This is a genomic window from Bacillus sp. FJAT-27916, assembly GCF_001183965.1.
Lineage (GTDB): Bacteria > Bacillota > Bacilli > Bacillales > Pradoshiaceae > Pradoshia.
The window spans coordinates 1,793,191-1,810,320 of sequence record NZ_LFZV01000001.1; the positions used below are offsets into that span (position 1 = coordinate 1,793,191).

18 protein-coding genes and 1 pseudogene are annotated in these 17,130 nt (G+C 39.3%); 16 read left to right on the top strand and 3 right to left on the bottom strand.

The genetic code is table 11. The annotated features are described in order from the left end of the window. Positions 1-308: 308 nt before the first annotated feature. From AC622_RS08690 to AC622_RS08705, 4 genes are all read left to right on the top strand, one after another. The gene (locus AC622_RS08690) at positions 309-872 is read left to right on the top strand and encodes a mismatch-specific DNA-glycosylase (RefSeq protein WP_049670716.1); all 564 of its coding nucleotides are present in this window, start codon (positions 309-311) and stop codon (positions 870-872) included. Between the two features lie 210 nt (positions 873-1,082). Further along, on the top strand, positions 1,083-1,283 hold the full coding sequence (locus tag AC622_RS08695) for a cold-shock protein (RefSeq protein ID WP_049670717.1): 201 nt from the start codon (positions 1,083-1,085) through the stop codon (positions 1,281-1,283). An 81-nt stretch (positions 1,284-1,364) separates the two neighbouring features. Then, a complete protein-coding gene (locus tag AC622_RS08700) occupies positions 1,365-1,562 on the top strand; it encodes a cold-shock protein (RefSeq protein ID WP_049670718.1) in 198 nt (65 codons plus the stop codon). A gap of 88 nt (positions 1,563-1,650) precedes the next feature. After that, positions 1,651-2,103 (top strand): hypothetical protein, encoded by a 453-nt coding sequence (locus AC622_RS08705; protein WP_049670719.1) that lies wholly within the window; start codon positions 1,651-1,653, stop codon positions 2,101-2,103. A gap of 297 nt (positions 2,104-2,400) precedes the next feature. Here the strand turns inward: AC622_RS08705 and AC622_RS08710 are convergent, their stop codons facing one another. Continuing rightward, positions 2,401-2,844 carry a hypothetical protein gene (locus AC622_RS08710; protein ID WP_049670720.1) on the bottom strand — a complete coding sequence of 148 codons (444 nt, stop codon included), beginning with the start codon at positions 2,842-2,844 and terminating at the stop codon, positions 2,401-2,403. A 169-nt stretch (positions 2,845-3,013) separates the two neighbouring features. On the opposite strand from AC622_RS08710, the gene AC622_RS08715 reads away from it, so the two are divergent. Continuing rightward, complete coding sequence (locus AC622_RS08715) at positions 3,014-3,661, top strand: GTP pyrophosphokinase (protein ID WP_049670721.1); 648 nt, start codon at positions 3,014-3,016, stop codon at positions 3,659-3,661. An 85-nt stretch (positions 3,662-3,746) separates the two neighbouring features. Further along, the gene (locus AC622_RS08720; RefSeq protein ID WP_049670722.1) at positions 3,747-4,163 is read left to right on the top strand and encodes a CBS domain-containing protein; all 417 of its coding nucleotides are present in this window, start codon (positions 3,747-3,749) and stop codon (positions 4,161-4,163) included. Positions 4,164-4,373: 210 nt separating this feature from the next. Here the strand turns inward: AC622_RS08720 and AC622_RS08725 are convergent, their stop codons facing one another. Next, positions 4,374-5,015 (bottom strand): hypothetical protein, encoded by a 642-nt coding sequence (locus tag AC622_RS08725; RefSeq protein WP_156185594.1) that lies wholly within the window; start codon positions 5,013-5,015, stop codon positions 4,374-4,376. A gap of 161 nt (positions 5,016-5,176) precedes the next feature. On the opposite strand from AC622_RS08725, the gene AC622_RS08730 reads away from it, so the two are divergent. The 5 genes and pseudogenes from AC622_RS08730 (at position 5,177) to AC622_RS08740 (ending at position 9,808) form a co-directional block, all read left to right on the top strand. Then, the gene (locus tag AC622_RS08730) at positions 5,177-7,474 is read left to right on the top strand and encodes an ATP-dependent DNA helicase (RefSeq protein WP_049670724.1); all 2,298 of its coding nucleotides are present in this window, start codon (positions 5,177-5,179) and stop codon (positions 7,472-7,474) included. Positions 7,475-7,490: 16 nt separating this feature from the next. After that, on the top strand, positions 7,491-7,952 hold the full coding sequence (locus AC622_RS08735) for a dUTP diphosphatase (protein ID WP_049672863.1): 462 nt from the start codon (positions 7,491-7,493) through the stop codon (positions 7,950-7,952). Between the two features lie 86 nt (positions 7,953-8,038). Then, positions 8,039-8,191, top strand: coding sequence for a lmo0937 family membrane protein (locus AC622_RS20995; protein ID WP_156185595.1), 153 nt, complete (start codon positions 8,039-8,041; stop codon positions 8,189-8,191). Between the two features lie 150 nt (positions 8,192-8,341). Continuing rightward, positions 8,342-8,464, top strand: coding sequence for a DUF2188 domain-containing protein (locus AC622_RS21650; RefSeq protein WP_197089919.1), 123 nt, complete (start codon positions 8,342-8,344; stop codon positions 8,462-8,464). A 504-nt stretch (positions 8,465-8,968) separates the two neighbouring features. Beyond that, positions 8,969-9,808, top strand: a pseudogene (locus AC622_RS08740) (tyrosine-type recombinase/integrase). 122 nt (positions 9,809-9,930) lie between these two features. Here AC622_RS08740 and AC622_RS08745 read toward each other — a convergent pair. Next, positions 9,931-10,170: a DUF6429 family protein gene (locus AC622_RS08745; protein WP_049670725.1), complete on the bottom strand. Its 240-nt coding sequence runs from the start codon at positions 10,168-10,170 to the stop codon at positions 9,931-9,933. A gap of 1,162 nt (positions 10,171-11,332) precedes the next feature. Here AC622_RS08745 and ltrA point away from each other — a divergent pair. The 5 genes from ltrA (at position 11,333) to AC622_RS20430 (ending at position 16,931) form a co-directional block, all read left to right on the top strand. Next, positions 11,333-13,096 carry a group II intron reverse transcriptase/maturase gene (ltrA, locus tag AC622_RS08750; protein ID WP_049672864.1) on the top strand — a complete coding sequence of 588 codons (1,764 nt, stop codon included), beginning with the start codon at positions 11,333-11,335 and terminating at the stop codon, positions 13,094-13,096. 353 nt (positions 13,097-13,449) lie between these two features. Next, positions 13,450-14,780, top strand: a protein-coding gene (locus AC622_RS20650) for an IS3 family transposase (RefSeq protein WP_156185596.1) whose coding sequence is annotated in 2 segments (ribosomal slippage) — positions 13,450-13,828 and positions 13,828-14,780 — 1,332 coding nt in all. Because the reading frame shifts where the segments join, the coding sequence is not laid out codon by codon here. Between the two features lie 207 nt (positions 14,781-14,987). Continuing rightward, entirely contained in the window at positions 14,988-15,482 is a 495-nt protein-coding gene (locus tag AC622_RS08765) for an RNA polymerase sigma factor (protein ID WP_049670728.1), read from the top strand. Then, entirely contained in the window at positions 15,469-16,128 is a 660-nt protein-coding gene (locus AC622_RS08770; RefSeq protein ID WP_049670729.1) for a zf-HC2 domain-containing protein, read from the top strand. Before AC622_RS08765 ends, AC622_RS08770 begins: the two co-directional genes overlap by 14 nt. Positions 16,129-16,244: 116 nt before the next feature. Continuing rightward, positions 16,245-16,931: a zf-HC2 domain-containing protein gene (locus AC622_RS20430; protein WP_053103739.1), complete on the top strand. Its 687-nt coding sequence runs from the start codon at positions 16,245-16,247 to the stop codon at positions 16,929-16,931. The last annotated feature ends 199 nt before the right edge of the window (positions 16,932-17,130 follow it).

Consider the following 17,130-nt stretch of genomic DNA (forward strand, 5'->3'; position numbering starts at 1 on the left):
TTATGTAAAATAATGAGTTATATAGACTGAGCATTCATGATTCAAATTCCGTCTTGCCATTGTATCTGTTACCCTTGGCTTCGACTGGTGGGACTATCTGGGAAGGTAAGAATACGAAAGTACCGAGGTAAGACGATGCTTAAGGCTGATGTTTACCAAGGTAACAGCTGATATTTGTCATTTGAACCGAAAAGAGGGCAATCTGTGAAAGCAGGCTGCCCTTTTGTGTGTTTAAAAGTGTGAAGGGCAGGATATGGATTTGTAAATATGGTAAAGTAGCTTCAACGATAGAAGGAAGGGATCAATGAATGGAAGACTTTGAACACTTAAGACTGCCGGTCTATATTAGGCATGATTTAGATATTTTGTTTTGCGGTATTAATCCAGGGCGAGTTTCCGCACTAGCCGGTCATTACTTCGCTAATCCAGGCAATTTGTTCTGGAAGGCGCTCCATTTAGGCGGTTTGACCCCCTATCAGTTTCGGCCGGAGGAAACACCAAAGTTATTGGATTATGGATATGGGATAACGGATATCGTGGCAAGACCGACGAGAACGGCCTCAAAGCTTACGAAGAAGGATATGGAGGAAGGGGCTGGGAGGCTGCAGGACACTATCATTGAGTACCGGCCAAAGATACTTTGCTTTGTCGGAATCACAGCCTTCAGGCATGCATTTCAAATCCATAAGGAGAAGGTCGTTCCAGGATTGCAGGAGGGCTTCTTCTATACAACGGAAAAATGGGAAGGGTGCCGGGTTTTTGTTGCTCCCTCTACAAGCGGTCTTAATGCAGGCTTTAGTCGTGAAGAAAGAATTGAGTATTTCAGACAGCTGAATGAGTGCAAGAATGAAATCTTAAATAACCATGAATAAGATGGATGATATTGGCGTATTAATAATAGTGGATACCGAAGATATTGACATTTCGCTGGATGATTGTTAAAATAGTCTATATTATTTATCTATATAAAATTACCCGTAAATTGAATGTTTCACTTATTATAAAGTGTTATCCTTTTTACAGAGCGGTACATTTTATGATAGGTGAATTTTGTTTATTAACACATTTTTGGAGGTAACAAAATGAAAAACGGTAAAGTAAAATGGTTTAATGCAGAAAAAGGTTTCGGATTCATCGAAGTTGAAGGCGAAAACGATGTATTCGTACACTTCTCCGCTATCCAAGGCGAAGGCTTCAAAACTTTAGAAGAAGGACAAAGCGTACAATTCGACGTAACTGAAGGCGCACGCGGTCCTCAAGCTGAAAACGTAATTAAACTTTAAGAATTGTTTATAAAGGCTATCCACTGAAAGCGGATAGCCTTTTGTTACATATAATGACTTAATACGAAAGGTGTGCCGGTAATGTACAATCGAAAAAATGTTGAGGAAGTAATCCCTGAGGAAACAAAAGTGTGGGAGTGTACATCTGATGATTGCAATGCCTGGGTTCGAGACAATTTCAAAAGTACAGAAACCCCTTCCTGTCCTTTATGCAGCAGTGATATGACGGAAGGAACTAAAATGCTTCAAGCGATTAATAATCCGAGACGGATCGATTAAGCCGGAATAGCTTTCATATTGGACAACAAGAGACCTGACTTGATTCGGGTCTCTTTTTTTGGATACTAAGCAAAAAAGGGGGGAGAGGATGAAGGGATACATCATAACATTTGCGTTGGTTATCCTGATGATCATGGGCGGCTATTGGGTTTGGAAGGAATACACGTCCATGCCGCCTGAGCCAATCATTATGATTAGTGAGGAGAGGGTAGAGGTTGTACGGGGAACCTATTGCTGGAGTTCAGAGCTGAAAGGAGTTTGTGAGGACACCTTCGCCACCCCGCCTGAATTGATTGCCTATTATGGCACAGAACCAGCAGATGCCTCACCTGAATCTATCTTGACAATTGAATTCGACCGGGAGCCAATAGAAGATTCCTTCAGTCTCACCAGATGGATTGATGATGAGAAAGAGGTAGATGTGATGGTAAAAGGAAATGAGTTCGTTCTGCCAAAGGAAAAAGGGACCTACATATATGGTGTATCTGCTAACTGGGATGAAGGGGATGCGGTGTATGCGTTTGTGATTGACGTAAAATAGTCTGCTAGGGAGGAAGATGGATGAAAGAAAACTTGAAATTTGCCTGGGCAGCTGTCTGATTCGCTTTTATCGGTCAGCTGTTGATTTTTATGGGGATATTATTGTATACAGGTGATTGGCGTTACGTAATGTGGAGTTTCATAGCAGGCATGATAGGGCTGGGGTTCCGGGATTGATAAACACCTGGCAAGCGCAGAAGAAGGCGGATGAGGAATCTGTAAAGAAAGATCAATAGATAGAATCTTAAGGGCAAGTTTATCATTACATAAAAATAACCGGGTTTGCTCCCCGGTTATCTTATTCTGATTTCTTCTCAAGTTTAATGACCGTTGTCGTCCCTAATGCAGCGGCTTCATAGCTTAAGATTCCATCTTCATAGGTGAATTCTTTCGTTTCTGCAGATGATGCTAAGAGCGCACTGTCAGTTTTTGAGGTATCATTATCTGAAATCCATGAATAGCTTTTTGTTCCTTCAGTTGGCTTGATGAAGGTACCTGCCCAGTAGAGTGATTTTGTATCACCATCATTATTGATCCAATTGATTTCTATTGTATCACCCTTTATCACAGCTTCCTGCCAGGAGTCTTCGGAATTTGAATTAATCTGTACCCAATCTCCTTCAAGGTCTATCTGCTTTGGTGGTTCATTTTTGTCTTTTTCACTGCTTTCACTAGTACTATTGCATGCAGCTAATACAAGGATGATGGCAAGTGATGAAATGAATAATAATAATTTTCTCATGATGTTCTCCTTATCCATTTAAATGAGTTACAATACATTATCATAATTGAAAAAAGTTACATAGGATAACTTTTTGCTCATATATATTATTTTGAAAAAATGTGAAACGATTTTATCCTCATTTTCGTATATAATAGCGTAACTATTTCGAAATGAGGGTTCACCTGACATGAACAGATTTAGCAAGGAAGAAATGAAAGAGTGGAAGAATTTTCTCATCGGCTATCGATTTGCCTTAAATGAGATGAACACAAAGCTGACAATCTTAAATGAAGAATTTGAAATGATTCACCACTACAATCCGATTGAGCATATCAAATCTCGCATGAAAAGTCCTGATAGCATCATCAGGAAGATGAATCATAAAGGACTAGTAATCACTCAGGAGAATGTGGAAGCAAATATTCGAGATATAGCAGGAATTAGAATTACCTGCTCCTTTACCAAGGATATCTATGCAATCGTGGACGCTCTGAAGCAGCAGGATGATATACGAATTCTTGAGGTAAAGGACTATATCCAAAATCCAAAGCCTAATGGGTATCGAAGCCTGCATATCATCACGGAAATCCCAGTCTTCTTTTCTAACCATAAGAGATGGATGAAGGTTGAGATCCAGATTCGAACTGTCGCAATGGATTTCTGGGCAAGCTTAGAGCATAAAATATACTATAAGTTTGATGGAGAGGTACCAGGACATATTCTGCATGACATCAAGCAATCAGCTGATATGATTGCTGAGCTTGATAAGAAGATGGAAAGCATCAATGAAGAAGTGAACATCTTGAAAAGTCAGGCAGAAAGCATCAATCAATAATAAGGTTTCCATTCTTGATGTGTCATTTGAACCTAATAGGGGAATAATAGAGACACATTACAATAAAAGGATGGGATGATAGTAAATGCCTTATTTACGCGATATTATGACCACAAATGTAGACTATGTTACACCGCTTGATAATGTATATGAAGTCGCCGTGAAAATGAAAGAGGATAATGTCGGCATTATCCCTGTATGTGACAATGGGACCTTGCTTGGTGTAATTACAGACCGCGACCTTGTGGTGGATGGGATAGCCGAGAAACATCCTGGATCAACGAAGGTAACCGATGTCATGCATGCTGATGTTGTCACAGCCAATCCGGATACAACAGATGAGGAGGCCGCTTCCTTGATGGCACAGCATCAGATTAGGAGACTGCCTGTGCTTGAGAACGGCAAACTTGTCGGGATTGTCTCACTTGGCGACCTGGCCGTTACATATGGGTCCAGCGATGATGCTGGTGAGGCCCTCGAGGATATCTCGAAAGATCACTAATAGATGATGAAAAGGGGGAGCAGAATCATGCTCTCTTTTTTTGGGCTGCTTCATCCTTTCCAACCAGCTTAGTAGTCAACTACGTATCCTAAATGGCCTATGCAATCTTTTTGTCGCACAAAAAGCAGTACCTTTTCTGTGGCTGAACATAAGAAGACATCCATATGGAATGGATGCCTTTAGTTCCATTAGGGCGGGCAGTACACATGCTTACCTTTTGATTAGCGAATTGATAAAGGATTTGATATCAAAGTCTTCTCTTTGCTTTTTGTTTACCTCATATATACGAATACGGGAGGCTAGCTTAGTCAAATAGGAAGTAGAATATTGAATGCATTGATGATATTGGCCAAATTCTCTGATAAAACGTTTAATTTCCTTGAAATCAGGAGTGACCGTTACTCCGGTTTCCTTCTCTAATTGGGTACAGATTATATACAATAGTTTATCAGCTACTCGTGTTGTGTTTTGTGTATGAGAGACTTGTTTACCGCTCTTTGTGTTCGTTATTTGGCTATAGGCGAAGTAATCAGGGTATTCTCTTCCATCATTCTTAACTACTTGAATATCGTATGTTTTAACGGTTCTCGGGTTTTCGTATAGAAAGGTTGCTGTCAAATAAGAGGAACCCACACTGGAACGAAGATTGTGAAAAATGATTTGCTTTAACTCCACTTTTTCTTTTTCTTCCCAATCAATTTTTTCTAACGCTTTTTGGATGGTTTCTTTTAGATGTTCTTCAGAGGTGTTCATTAAAATGACCTTCTTTTCATCAATAAATGGTTTGCCTACAATTGCTTTAACGCATTTGATAATAGTCTTACCGATATGTCTTAAAAAAACGATTTCCAAATAATGTTTCGGCTCCATATGCTCATATACATCAAAATGACATTTAAGGTCTTAAACGTACCATTTAAATCTAAGCAAGAATGATGTTGTCTATATCAGAACGTCTGTACGATATATGGTAAGATAGAAGGGATATGAACGGACAAGGGTGGTTAAAGGGTATGGAGAAGGAGTACAGAATATCGATTCGCCATTTAGTCGAGTATGTCTATCGGAGCGGGGATCTGGATAATCGTTTCAGGGTGGCGACATCCATGTCAGAAGGGACGAAGATACACCAGGAAATTCAGTCTGCGTATGGACCGGAGGATGAGAAGGAGGTTTTCCTCCGTCATCGTATTGTGCAGGAAGGCATCGGATTCGTGCTTGAGGGTCGATGTGACGGTCTTCTCCGCCGTGAGGGAGAAGTGATGATTCAAGAGATTAAATCCACCTCCCAGGATATTAGAGAGCTAGCCGAAAATGCCTATCCTGTTCATTGGGCACAGGCGAAATGCTATGCGTACATATATGCCGTCCAGAATGATTTACAAAAGATGAATGTAGAATTGCTGTATGTGGAAAAACAAACGAAAAAGACCGCTTCATATTTGCAAAGCTGGACAGTCGATGAGCTGGAATCCTACGTCCATGAAGTCATTCTCGCCTATTTGCCATTTGCAAGGCTTCAAATAAAGCGGATGGAGGAGAAACAATCCACCGCAGATTCCGTACCATTCCCCTTTTCTGATTACAGGGAAGGCCAGCGCAAGCTGATGGGGGCGGCCTGGAAAACAATCAGTGAACGAAAGAATCTATTTGCGCTCGCACCGACTGGAACCGGTAAAACCATCTCCTTTCTCTACCCTTCCATCAAGCAAATGGGACATGAAGCAGGTGAACAGGTCAGGAAGGTCATTTATTTGACCGGCAAGACAACAACGAAAAAGGTCGCTGAAAGTACAATGAATCTCCTTGTCAGGGATGGCTTGAAGGTAAAGGTCGTCTCCTTAACCGCGAAGGAAAAGATGTGTGAAGGACCAGTGGATGAACATGGGCGAGTGCAATGCCTTTATGAGGAAGGTCATTTTGATCGGATTAATGAAGCCATTCTCGATATTCTTACCCATGAAGACATTATGGATAAAGAAACCATTCAAGCGTATTCCCGTAAGCACCGAGTATGCCCCTTTGAGTATTCCATTGAATTAGCGTATTTATCGGATGTGCTCATATGCGATTATAATTATCTCTTTGACCCGGGGGTTTCCTTGAAAAGGCTGTTTGAGGAGGAGCGTAAGGGAACGGTGCTCTTAATTGATGAGGCGCATAATCTTGTCGAGCGGGGTAGAGAGATGTTCTCGAAAACCCTATGGAAAAAGGATTTCCTTGAGATGCAGCGCCATTATAAAACAATAAACCCGCCACTCTCGGAAGCAGCCAAAACCGTCAATCGATATTTCATTGAGGCGAAGAAAGCAATGGGGCAAGCAAGGATTCAAGTGGATAAGGACAAGCCTGAGGACTTCATTCAAATGGTTGAACAGCTTGTGCCAGTCATGGAAGGGGAGCTGGCAAGGGGCGGGGAAAGCATGGCGTTCTTGCTGGATGTTTATTTCAGCGTGCAAAGCTTTCTACGAATTGCGAAGTACTACAGTGAGGCGTATGTGACAAAGCTATTCTTTGAACAGCGAGACATGGGGCTTAAAATCTATTGCCTTGACCCGTCCAACAACCTGGCCTCCATGTCAAAAGGGTTTGCAGCAAAAATCTTTTTCTCAGCGACCTTAACACCTGCCAAATACTATATTGATGCACTTGGTGGGAGTCAGGAGGATTATACACTCTCCGTCCCATCTCCGTTTTCAATTGATCAGCTGGAAGTACAGATTCTCGGTCTATCGACGAAATACAGGGAGCGGGAAAGGACGGCGGAGGCAGTGGCAGCGGTCATACGGACACATGCTGCCAATAAGGATAATTATCTTGTTTTCTTCCCGTCCTATCAATATTTGTTGATGGTCACGGCCTATTTAGAGGATTTAGGCGAAACCCATAAGGTGCATGTTCAGTCACAAGGGATGAATGAGGAGGAGCGTTCAGCATTTCTTGCCGCATTCGAGCAAGAGAGTGAAAAATCAGTCATAGGTTTTGCTGTGATGGGCGGTGTCTTCTCTGAGGGCATTGACCTGATTGGAGAGGCGCTATGCGGGGTCATTATCATTGGAACAGGCATGCCCCAGGTCAATGAGGACCGTAATCTGATCAAGGATTATTACCAATCACTCGGTGTAAATGGATTTGATTATGCCTATGTCTACCCAGGGATGAATAAGGTCATGCAGGCCGGGGGAAGATTAATCCGCACTGAACAGGACAGGGGTAAGCTCATCTTGATAGATGACCGTTTTCTAACGAAGAAGTATCAAGGATTATTTCCAGCCTTATGGACAAAATGCTTGAAAAGAAGTGAACAGTGAGAGGAAAGAATGAATGATGAAAACAAGAGGATTTGAAGTAGTAGGAAATGAATTCAGAAAGCATGAAGACGCAAGTATTCAACTGCCAATCAGAGGAGATGCCGGTTCTGCCGGATATGATTTCTTCTCCAATGAAACGGTAACGATAGAGCCGAGTGCCAAGCATCTCTTCTGGACAGATGTCAAAGCCTATATGCTGGAGGATGAGGTTCTCGAAGTATACATAAGAAGCAGTCTTGGGGTGAAGTACTTACTTGCCATGGCAAACGGAACAGGAATCATCGACTCCTCCTATTATGGCAATCCAGGCAATGACGGCAATATCGGCATTTGCCTCGTCAACTGGGGGAGTGAGCCGGTCGTCATTGAGAAGGAAGAAAGAATTGCCCAAGGCATCTTCAAAAAATACTTAATCGCCGATGATGATCAAGTTCTTCATCAACAACGTGAAGGTGGATTTGGTTCCAGCAATCGCTAAATAACCCAATTGTTTCAAATTGTCTTAATAAGGGTACTAATTCAATAAGTCAGTTATCAAATAAACAATGAAAGTGAGTGAATTAGATGCTTTGGACAATTATTGGAATAATCATCGCCGTATGGCTACTTGGCTTCCTGTTCGATATAGCAGGGAACTTGATTCATATCCTATTGGCGGTTGCCGCGATTATGCTGGTAATCAATCTTATTAAAGGTAGAGGATCATCGAGAGTTTGAATAAATTGAGAAAAAGAGTTGCCTGATAGTCCCAGGGTTGGGGCTGTTGGGCAGCTTTTTTTATGTAGATAAGGTAATTTAGACAAAAAGTAATCTCATATCCCCTTCTTTACGAAGATGAATACTATAAAGAGTTTGTGGCAGATCAGCATGTTTTCAAGGAATGAAGAAGGCCGCTGGAAAGTGAAAGCTGAGGGGAAGAGCATGGAAACATCAATCCATAAAACACAAGAGGAAGCTATTAATATTGTTTGGAAAATAGCAAAGTCGTGATCGATGGCCGTTATGGTAAGATAAGATCAAAGGATAGGGAATGATCCGTTTCCGCCGGGGGAAAGGTTGAGCTAAATTCTTTAGTTTTTTGCATCCTCTAGGGGATGCTTCTTTGTAATGGAACTATTTATTAATATTTTGCGATTATATAGAGAGTGGTGGAAGGTCTGTGGATGTTCCTGCATACAACACACGTGGAATCTGTCGCGAAGCTTATATTGAAATAAGGCAGTCAGCCCTCTAAAGGGGGCGCTGCTTTTTTACGTTTCTTGCAACGGATTCACGAAGTCAATACTTAATCCGAATTTCTCCACCAGTGTTACAAGTGATTTTTTCTATTTAACGTGTAGGAACTGTGGAGATAAGTAATAGAAATGCCCTCGTGGTTTTTAAAATCTTATCTTTCATAAAAGAGTTTCATAGAAATCATTAATCAATAGAGTTTAAGTATTACTTTCTTTCTACTTGTCTATACTGATAAAAATAGATTAGGAGAGTAATGGGATGATACTATCTGAAGCGTGGGATTTATATAAAGCTGATAAACAAATCTAAGGATATTCATCTCAGACCTTAAAAGCCTATAATATCCAATTGAATTTGTTAATCCGGAATCTTGGTGATCGATCCCTTGATGAAATAACCACTGAATCATTAAAGCTTTATCTCGGGAATGTTGCTAATCAATTAAAGGCTGCTAGCCTGAGTCATAGGATACGTTTTATAAAATCGCTGTTTAGATGGGCCCAAGATGAAAATGTCCTGAATGGTAACCCAGCCGCAAAAATTAAGGAACCGAAACTAGATATCCGCATACCAAAGTTTTTAACTGAAGTAGAAATTGAGCATTTAAGAGAAGCTTGTCATACAACATTAGAAAATGCATTGTTCGAGTTTATGTATTCAACCGGTTGTCGAATTGGGGAAGCCGTTAATTTGAATCGACAATCCATTGATTTTTCTAATCAGTCCGTAATTGTCTTAGGGAAGGGAAATAAAGAAAGAGAAGTTTACTTTAATACTAGGTGTGATATCTGGTTGAAGAGGTACCTGGATGAGAGAACAGATGATCAAGAAGCTTTATTTGTAACCGTACGTGCTCCCCATCGGATGAGCATATCCCAAATGAGGTATATTATAAAACAGATATCGAAAAAATCCGGCATCAATAAAAGTATTCACCCTCATCAGTTGAGGCATAGTTATGCCACTACTTTATTGAATAATGGGGCTCCTTTAGAAGTCATTCAAAACTTGATGGGACACGAGAAAAGCGAAACAACTAAAATGTACGCTTATTTAAGTGGTACACTGCGACGTGAACTATATAAAAAATTTTTTTGATACGAGGAAGGTTGTCGGATATCGACAACCTTTTGCTTTCTTACAAACAGGAAAAAGAACTATAGTTGTCTTTTTAGCAGAGTGTATGATTGATTAAGGGATTCTCTCTTGAGAAAGCTTGCTTAGTTGTCTTTTATATGATATTTCTTTATTAGTTTCTTTGCTTCCTCAATACCATCATCAGTTAGATAAACAGATTTTGAACGCTTACTATCAAGAATGAGATTGTTTTTCGATAATTCATTTAGGGATTCAAAGGGGTATCCCTTCCAGCTTCTTTGAGCTTCACCTAATCCATAATCATCTTTAAAAGAGGTTAAATACAACAATAATAGAGTTAATTCATCAATTTGATCTTTCATATTATTGAGTCCTCTCTTTTTTTTTAGAGTTTATCTTCATATATGAAATATTATAAACCAAAGCTTACTTTTATTTTATATAAAAGAAACGGAGCAGATTAGTTGAACAGGTAACTGTATTTTTATGTTAGAGTATTAATCGGTATGTATTTTTTTGAAAACTCATTCTATTTATTTATCCTTATTGTTATAATGCATTTGATTACTCTTGTAAATATAGTTTTATTTGAAGGAGAATGGAATGGAGTAGCCATACTTCTTTCTAATATTCTGTTTCTAATTGCCTGTGTTTATTTTGGAATAGAACGTCGTGCAAATAAAACAAAGTGACCTTACGAGCATTAGGTCACTTTGTTTTGTTATAAAAAGAATTAGATACTGTTAATGTATGCTTTTACTGTTGTTCTTCCACGAACGGGGCAGCGCGACAAGTTTTGTTATAAGCACTCCGGTGCGAAAGACGAGGAATTTCCACAGAAACTCTAACTTTATAACCGAGGATAGGAATGATAAAACCATGTATTTTGAAACTATCCCATTGATACTCCTGCATGCGTCATAATGGACAGATTATGGGGTATGAAGTTCAGGTGAAGTCGGCAGAACAAAGGCTAAAGCCATTCCTTTCAGGATAAAGGTATGTCAATGGATATGCCGGATGGCTGAAAAACTAAATAAGGTGAGAATTTTCTTACACAAAGAACGGACGAACTTCCGAGTGTACAGGTCTAGAGTTTCGAACAATAGGAAACTATTGTACCACCCTTACGGTGGTGTGAGTAATGTGGAGTAAAAATTGCCCCTCTGAAACACGTTATATCGAACAATGGCGGTATCCAGCTCACAGGCTTACAGGAAGCACCTACGTTTAGATAGATAGCTAAGTTATAAGGGACTTAGAAAGAAAGGAACGTTGATTCGAGGGCTGTCACCCAAAACGGTTGCTATAAGTAATTGAACGAAATGCACTTGTCCTTATGAGGGTAGGGGTACGACTGATGAAGCTTCTGTAATGGAGGTAGAGAAACAGCCCCAAGTCTAGTGATTGGCAACGATTATTTTTCAAACGTGCATTGCACCGGTCGGGTAAGAACGTGGGAACATCACCTCACAAAGGAATGATGCCACAGTGCAAGCTCTACGATACTGGGATTACTATGATATGACCGACACTTTTACTGACTTGTACCACCGAGCTAAAAATAAAGAAACATTCCATCACTTATATGACGTCATCACGTCGAGGAATAACATTTTATTAGCTTATCGGACTATCAAGTCAAATAAGGGGTCTAAGACCCCCGGTACAGATGGAAAAACCATCATCGACATAGAGAGACTAACAGAAAATGATTTAGTAGAAAAGATACAAAAACAGCTCAAGAATTATCGCCCGAAGAAAGTCAGACGAAAATTAATTGAAAAAGATAATGGTAAAATGCGACCTCTAGGCATTCCATGTATCCTCGATAGAATCATTCAACAGTGTTTCAAGCAAGTATTGGAGCCAATTACGGAAGCGCACTTTTATAATCATAGTTACGGTTTTAGACCTTTACGGTCTACACATCATGCGATGGCAAGAGTTCAATTCCTTGTTAACCATTCTAAACTTCACTATGTTGTTGATGTTGATATCAAAGGCTTCTTTGACAATATCAATCATACATTGCTCATTAAACAGCTGTGGAATTTAGGTGTTTATGATAGAAAAGTTTTAGCTTGCATTTCAAAAATGTTAAAAGCTGAAGGTGATGGTGAAGGCATTCCGGAAAAGGGTTCACCGCAAGGTGGACTACTATCCCCGTTATTATCTAATGTGGTTTTGAATGAATTAGATCAATGGATAGCGAATCAGTGGGAACTCTTCCCTCTTGATAAGCCATATACGACACGCGAAGGTGAACGTTATGCAAAGATTCACACAAAGTTAAAAGAAGGTTATATAGTTCGCTATGCCGACGACTTTAAAATCTTATGTCGGGACTGGAAGACAGCCGAAAAATGGTATCATGCCGTTAAGCTTTTTCTGAAAGAGCGTTTAAAACTTGACATTTCACCGGAAAAATCAAAAGTAATTAATCTGCGGAAACATGAATCAGCCTTTCTTGGATTTACGATACGTGCCATTCGCAAAGGTGAAAAACGTGTGGCCCATACTTTTGTGAAAGCCGAAAAGATACAGAAAATAAAAGATGAAGCGAGGAAACGAATTGAGGCACTTCGAGCCTCACCAACGACTCAAAATGCTTTGCGATTTAATAGCTTTGTCTTAGGGCTGCATAATTACTTTAATCGAGCTACACATGTCAACTTAGCCTTCTCACGTCTTGCTTATGATATAGGTGCATCTATGTACAATCGTCTTAAACCAGTCGGGAAATACGCCCATCCAGCGAATCCGCCGCCAACCTATAAGAAGTTATACAGTTTGAGGTTCAAGACATTTGAAATTGCTGGTATTCATCTCTTCCCTCTTGCGAATGTTCAGCCAAAGAACACTATTTGTTTCACACAAAGTCTGACACTATTCACAGTTGAAGGCCGAGCGCTAATTCATAAGAATTTGCATAAGAATATCAAGCAAGAAATTGCCTTGCTAATGGAGTCAAATATCCCGACACGAAGTGTCGAATATATGGACAATCGAATCAGTCGATATAGTATGAAACAAGGAAAATGTGAAATTACAGGACAATTTCTACAAGCACGGGATGTACACTGTCATCACTACGTGCCAGTACATCTCGGCGGAAATGACAAGTTCAATAACTTACGCATTCTCTACAAAGATGTACACAAACTAATCCATATGACAGATACAACTAAGATGAATATACTCATAAAAAGTTTGGATATCACGCCACCGATATTAGAGAAAATCAATAAATATCGGGAAAAGTGCGAGTTAGAACCTATCATATAATCCAAATCAATAAGAGTAACTTGAAACTTATAATCAAAACCATCGCCAGATGGAACGCGGAATGCTTGGAAACTGGCACGTTCCGTGTGGAGCAGGGGAAAAGCCGGAGATAACTTCAAACGCTTACCTTAATAAGGGATTCAATTTTTACGAATGACTTAATGTTAGTTTTAATGAACTATACCAAAAGAAAATAAGTTATTGTTAATAAAAGAAATAGGTGTATTCTTTTGAACTGAACCCCGAATAGTGGACACTTTAAAAAAAGTGGACCCTATTCGGGGTTTTCCTATTCTCTTTCAGGAAAACTCCCGTTATACTAACATTACGATTTTTAGAACGGAGTATTTTTCATGAGTAAGATTATCTTTAATGAACACCAACAAAGACTACTAGAAGCTAATCCAAACGTTAAAGCCGTGACAGACCGCGCGATTCAGTATACCCCTGACTTCAAACTGCAGGCGGTTAAACAAAACCAATCTGGGAAAGGCCCAGCGGAAATATTCCGAGAAGCAGGTTTCGATTTAGAGGTGATTGGCATTAAAAAAGCCCAAAGCGCCCTGGCTCGTTGGCGCAGAACCTTCCAAACATACGGAGAAAATGGCTTTTTAGAGGAACGCCGAGGAAAAGCGAGTAAGGGACGCCCCAAGAAAGAGAATGCCTCTACCGAGAAGAAATTGGCCCAAGCAGAAGCCCGCATTCGCCTCTTAGAGGCGGAATTGACCTTACTAAAAAGGCTAGACGAGTTGGAAAGGCAGGCGAAGAAGAATCGTCGTTAAAAGCCCGAGAGAAATACCAAGTCATTAATGAGACGATTCGGCTTTATCAATTGAAGAACATGGTCCGTTATTTATGTGAAGTGGCCCAAGTGAGTCCAAGCGGCTATTATAAATGGCTTCAGAATGCGGAAAAACAAGCTATCCGGGAGGAGTCTGATTATCAGGATTATGTCTTTCTAAAAGAGATTTATGATGAGGCCCAAGGGAAAATCGGTTATCGCGGCTTATATATGGAAGTCACCGAGAAAGCCGGTCAGCCAATGAACCACAAGAAAATCCTTCGATTGATGCGCAAGTTTCACTTTTTTGCCAAGGTACGGAGAGCGAACCCATACTGTACGATGGCCAAGGCAACAGAGGTTCACCGTCAGGTACCCAACCATTTGAACCGCCAGTTTGACCAACAGGAACCAGGGAAAGTCTTCTTGACCGACATCACCTACCTGCAAATCCGCGGTGGGAAGACGGCTTATTTGTCTTGCGTGAAAGATGTGGCGACACGAGAGATCGTCGCCTATGAACTCGCGACAAGCCTACGGATGGAGATAGTCTACCGAACATTAACCAAGTTAGAAAGTTGTTATGGGAATCAATTACATCCAGAAGCAATGATTCATTCGGATCAAGGGTTTCATTACACGCATCCTGAATATCAATCTCGCGTGAAAGAGAAGGGGCTCTTACAGTCCATGTCACGAAGGGGAAACTGCCTGGACAACGCCCCAATGGAATCCTTCTTTGGACATATGAAGGACGAAGTTCCTTATAAGGAGGCAAACAGTTTGGCAGAACTAAAATATATGATTGATGATTATATGGATTACTATAACAATACGAGAAAGCAATGGACATTAAAAAAGATGACTCCGGCAGCTTACCGAAGTCATCTCATCGCCGCATAAACACGGCACATCCCTTTTTATTAAACTGTCTACTTTATAGGGTGCAGTTCATTTTTGAATGTACCTATTTTTATTTTGATGTAAATTATATAGATTGATCCTTTTGGGAATTGAGTGGATTCCATAATTCTCCGATATGCGATATTTAAAAATTTTTGTAACGTAATTAAATTCTAGAAGTTATATAAGTGAAAGGGGTGAAAAGGGATGGACTTCGAGGAAATCTATTGCGAATATTTTAAGGAGGTTTATTTGTTTATTAAATCGTTAAGTCACGATGAGAATATAGCCGAAGAAATTACGCAAGAAGCATTTTTCAAGGCGTTAAAAGCAATTGAAAAATTCGATGGTTCTAAAGATATTCGTGCGTGGCTTTTTACGATTGCTAAAAATACATATTTCTCTCATTACAAAAGAAATAAACGACAAATAGATTCAAATGTAGTAGAAGAATCAGGTATGACCGTACAGATAGTAAATCATTTAATGAATGAAGAAGATGCATTCGCAGTTCATCAGTTTCTTCACTCGATGGGTGAACCATATAAGGAGGTCTTTTCACTTCGAACTTTTGGTGAGTTACCGTTTGAGAAGATAGGGCTTCTTTTTGGGAAAAGTGCAGGATGGGCAAGGGTTACCTATTACAGAGCGAGGAAACAAATTATTGAGTATATGGAGGAGGAGAACTATGAAAGAGATTAAATGCACAATTATTCAAGATGTTTTACCTCTTTATATTGATGAAGTGGTTAGTCAGGATACAAAAGAAATGGTAGACCAGCATTTACAGCACTGTGAAAAATGTCAAAAGGAATATGAAACAATGAAACGTGAACTGTATATTCCAGCAGAAAATAAAGCTCCAACTATTAATAAGATTAATAAAAAATGGCGTAAGAAAAAAGTAATCATTTCATTTGCCTCCATTTTTTCTACGACTATTTTTCTATTAGGAGTGTTTGCGTATATCTTTTATTATGAAAGGGTTATTCCATACTCGACCAATCTATTTGAAATCAAAATGCAAAATGATAATCAATTGGTTTCTCATTATTACGGTAAAAGTTATTCTAGTGTTAGCGAGACCCATCCTACGCCACTTGAAATTGATGGAGAGATAAAGAATGTGAGTTTTATCGTTTATAAAGAAACAATTGCTGATTCCCCTTCAAGAAACCTAATAAATGATGAAAAGAACCTTAATGATCAAGGTTATATCTGGAATTTTTCTGAGAGTGAAAAAATCGATGCTGTTTATTATGTAGATTATGATATCGAAAAAGTCATTGCTGGAAAGGAATCTTGGGATTCAGTTTTAAAACGTGCGGTATTGATTTGGGAGAAATAGAACAATTAAGAGGATATAGAATAGGGGTTAGCAAAGTCTATTGCTAACAGTTGGGCGAGAGGCACGTTTTACCGAGGTAAACAAAAAATTCAAGAAATATTAAGGGAGAAATGAAATTGGAAAAAGCATCGTGTGAAATAATTAAAGATATGCTTCCGTTGTATTACGACAATGTATGTAGTGATGATAGTAAAAGAATGATAGAGGAACATCTTTCAGAGTGTAATAATTGCAAAGTGGAATTTGAAAAAATTCAAGATGAAATTCATAGTCCAGAAAAAAGTATTATGGAAAATAAAACGGATAGTAATGTCATAAAAAATATATCTACTTCGTGGAAAAGATGGCGGCTAAAGTCTTTTATAAAAGGTGGAATAATAAGTGCACTTTTGATGATCATAATCTTTTTGGGATATGTCGGCTTATTTATATGGGATGTCAAAAGTGTTTCCACAGATATAGTAGAAATCAGGGATATAAGTGAAATGGAAGATGGTAAAATCGTCTATTATGCGGAGATAAATGATGGATATAGTTTAAATACAATAAAATACGATATGGATGGCGAAGGGAATTTTTATATGACTCCACTACGTCCCTTAATAAAGAAAGAAGCACAGCCTCCATACGGGGGAGAAAAAGGCTATGATTATATAGATATTAAAGTACAAGAAGAATATCGTGGTAAGGAAATAAAAAGAATTTATTATGGTACACCAAAAGATAAAATTTTGATATGGGAAAAGGGAATAGAATTGCCAAAGACAAGCGAAGAAGTAGAGAAAAACTTTGGATTTGAATAGAACAGAATTTCTCTTTTGTTACTCAACAAAGGTGGCATTGATCTTAAGAAGGATTAATGTCTTTTTGTGTTGAATTTCTTATTGAACAAAAGGGGCAGCGCGACAAGTTTTGTTATAAGCACTCCGGTGCGAAAGACGAGGAATTTCCACAGAAACTCTAACTTTATAACCGAGGATAGGAATGATAAAACCATGTATT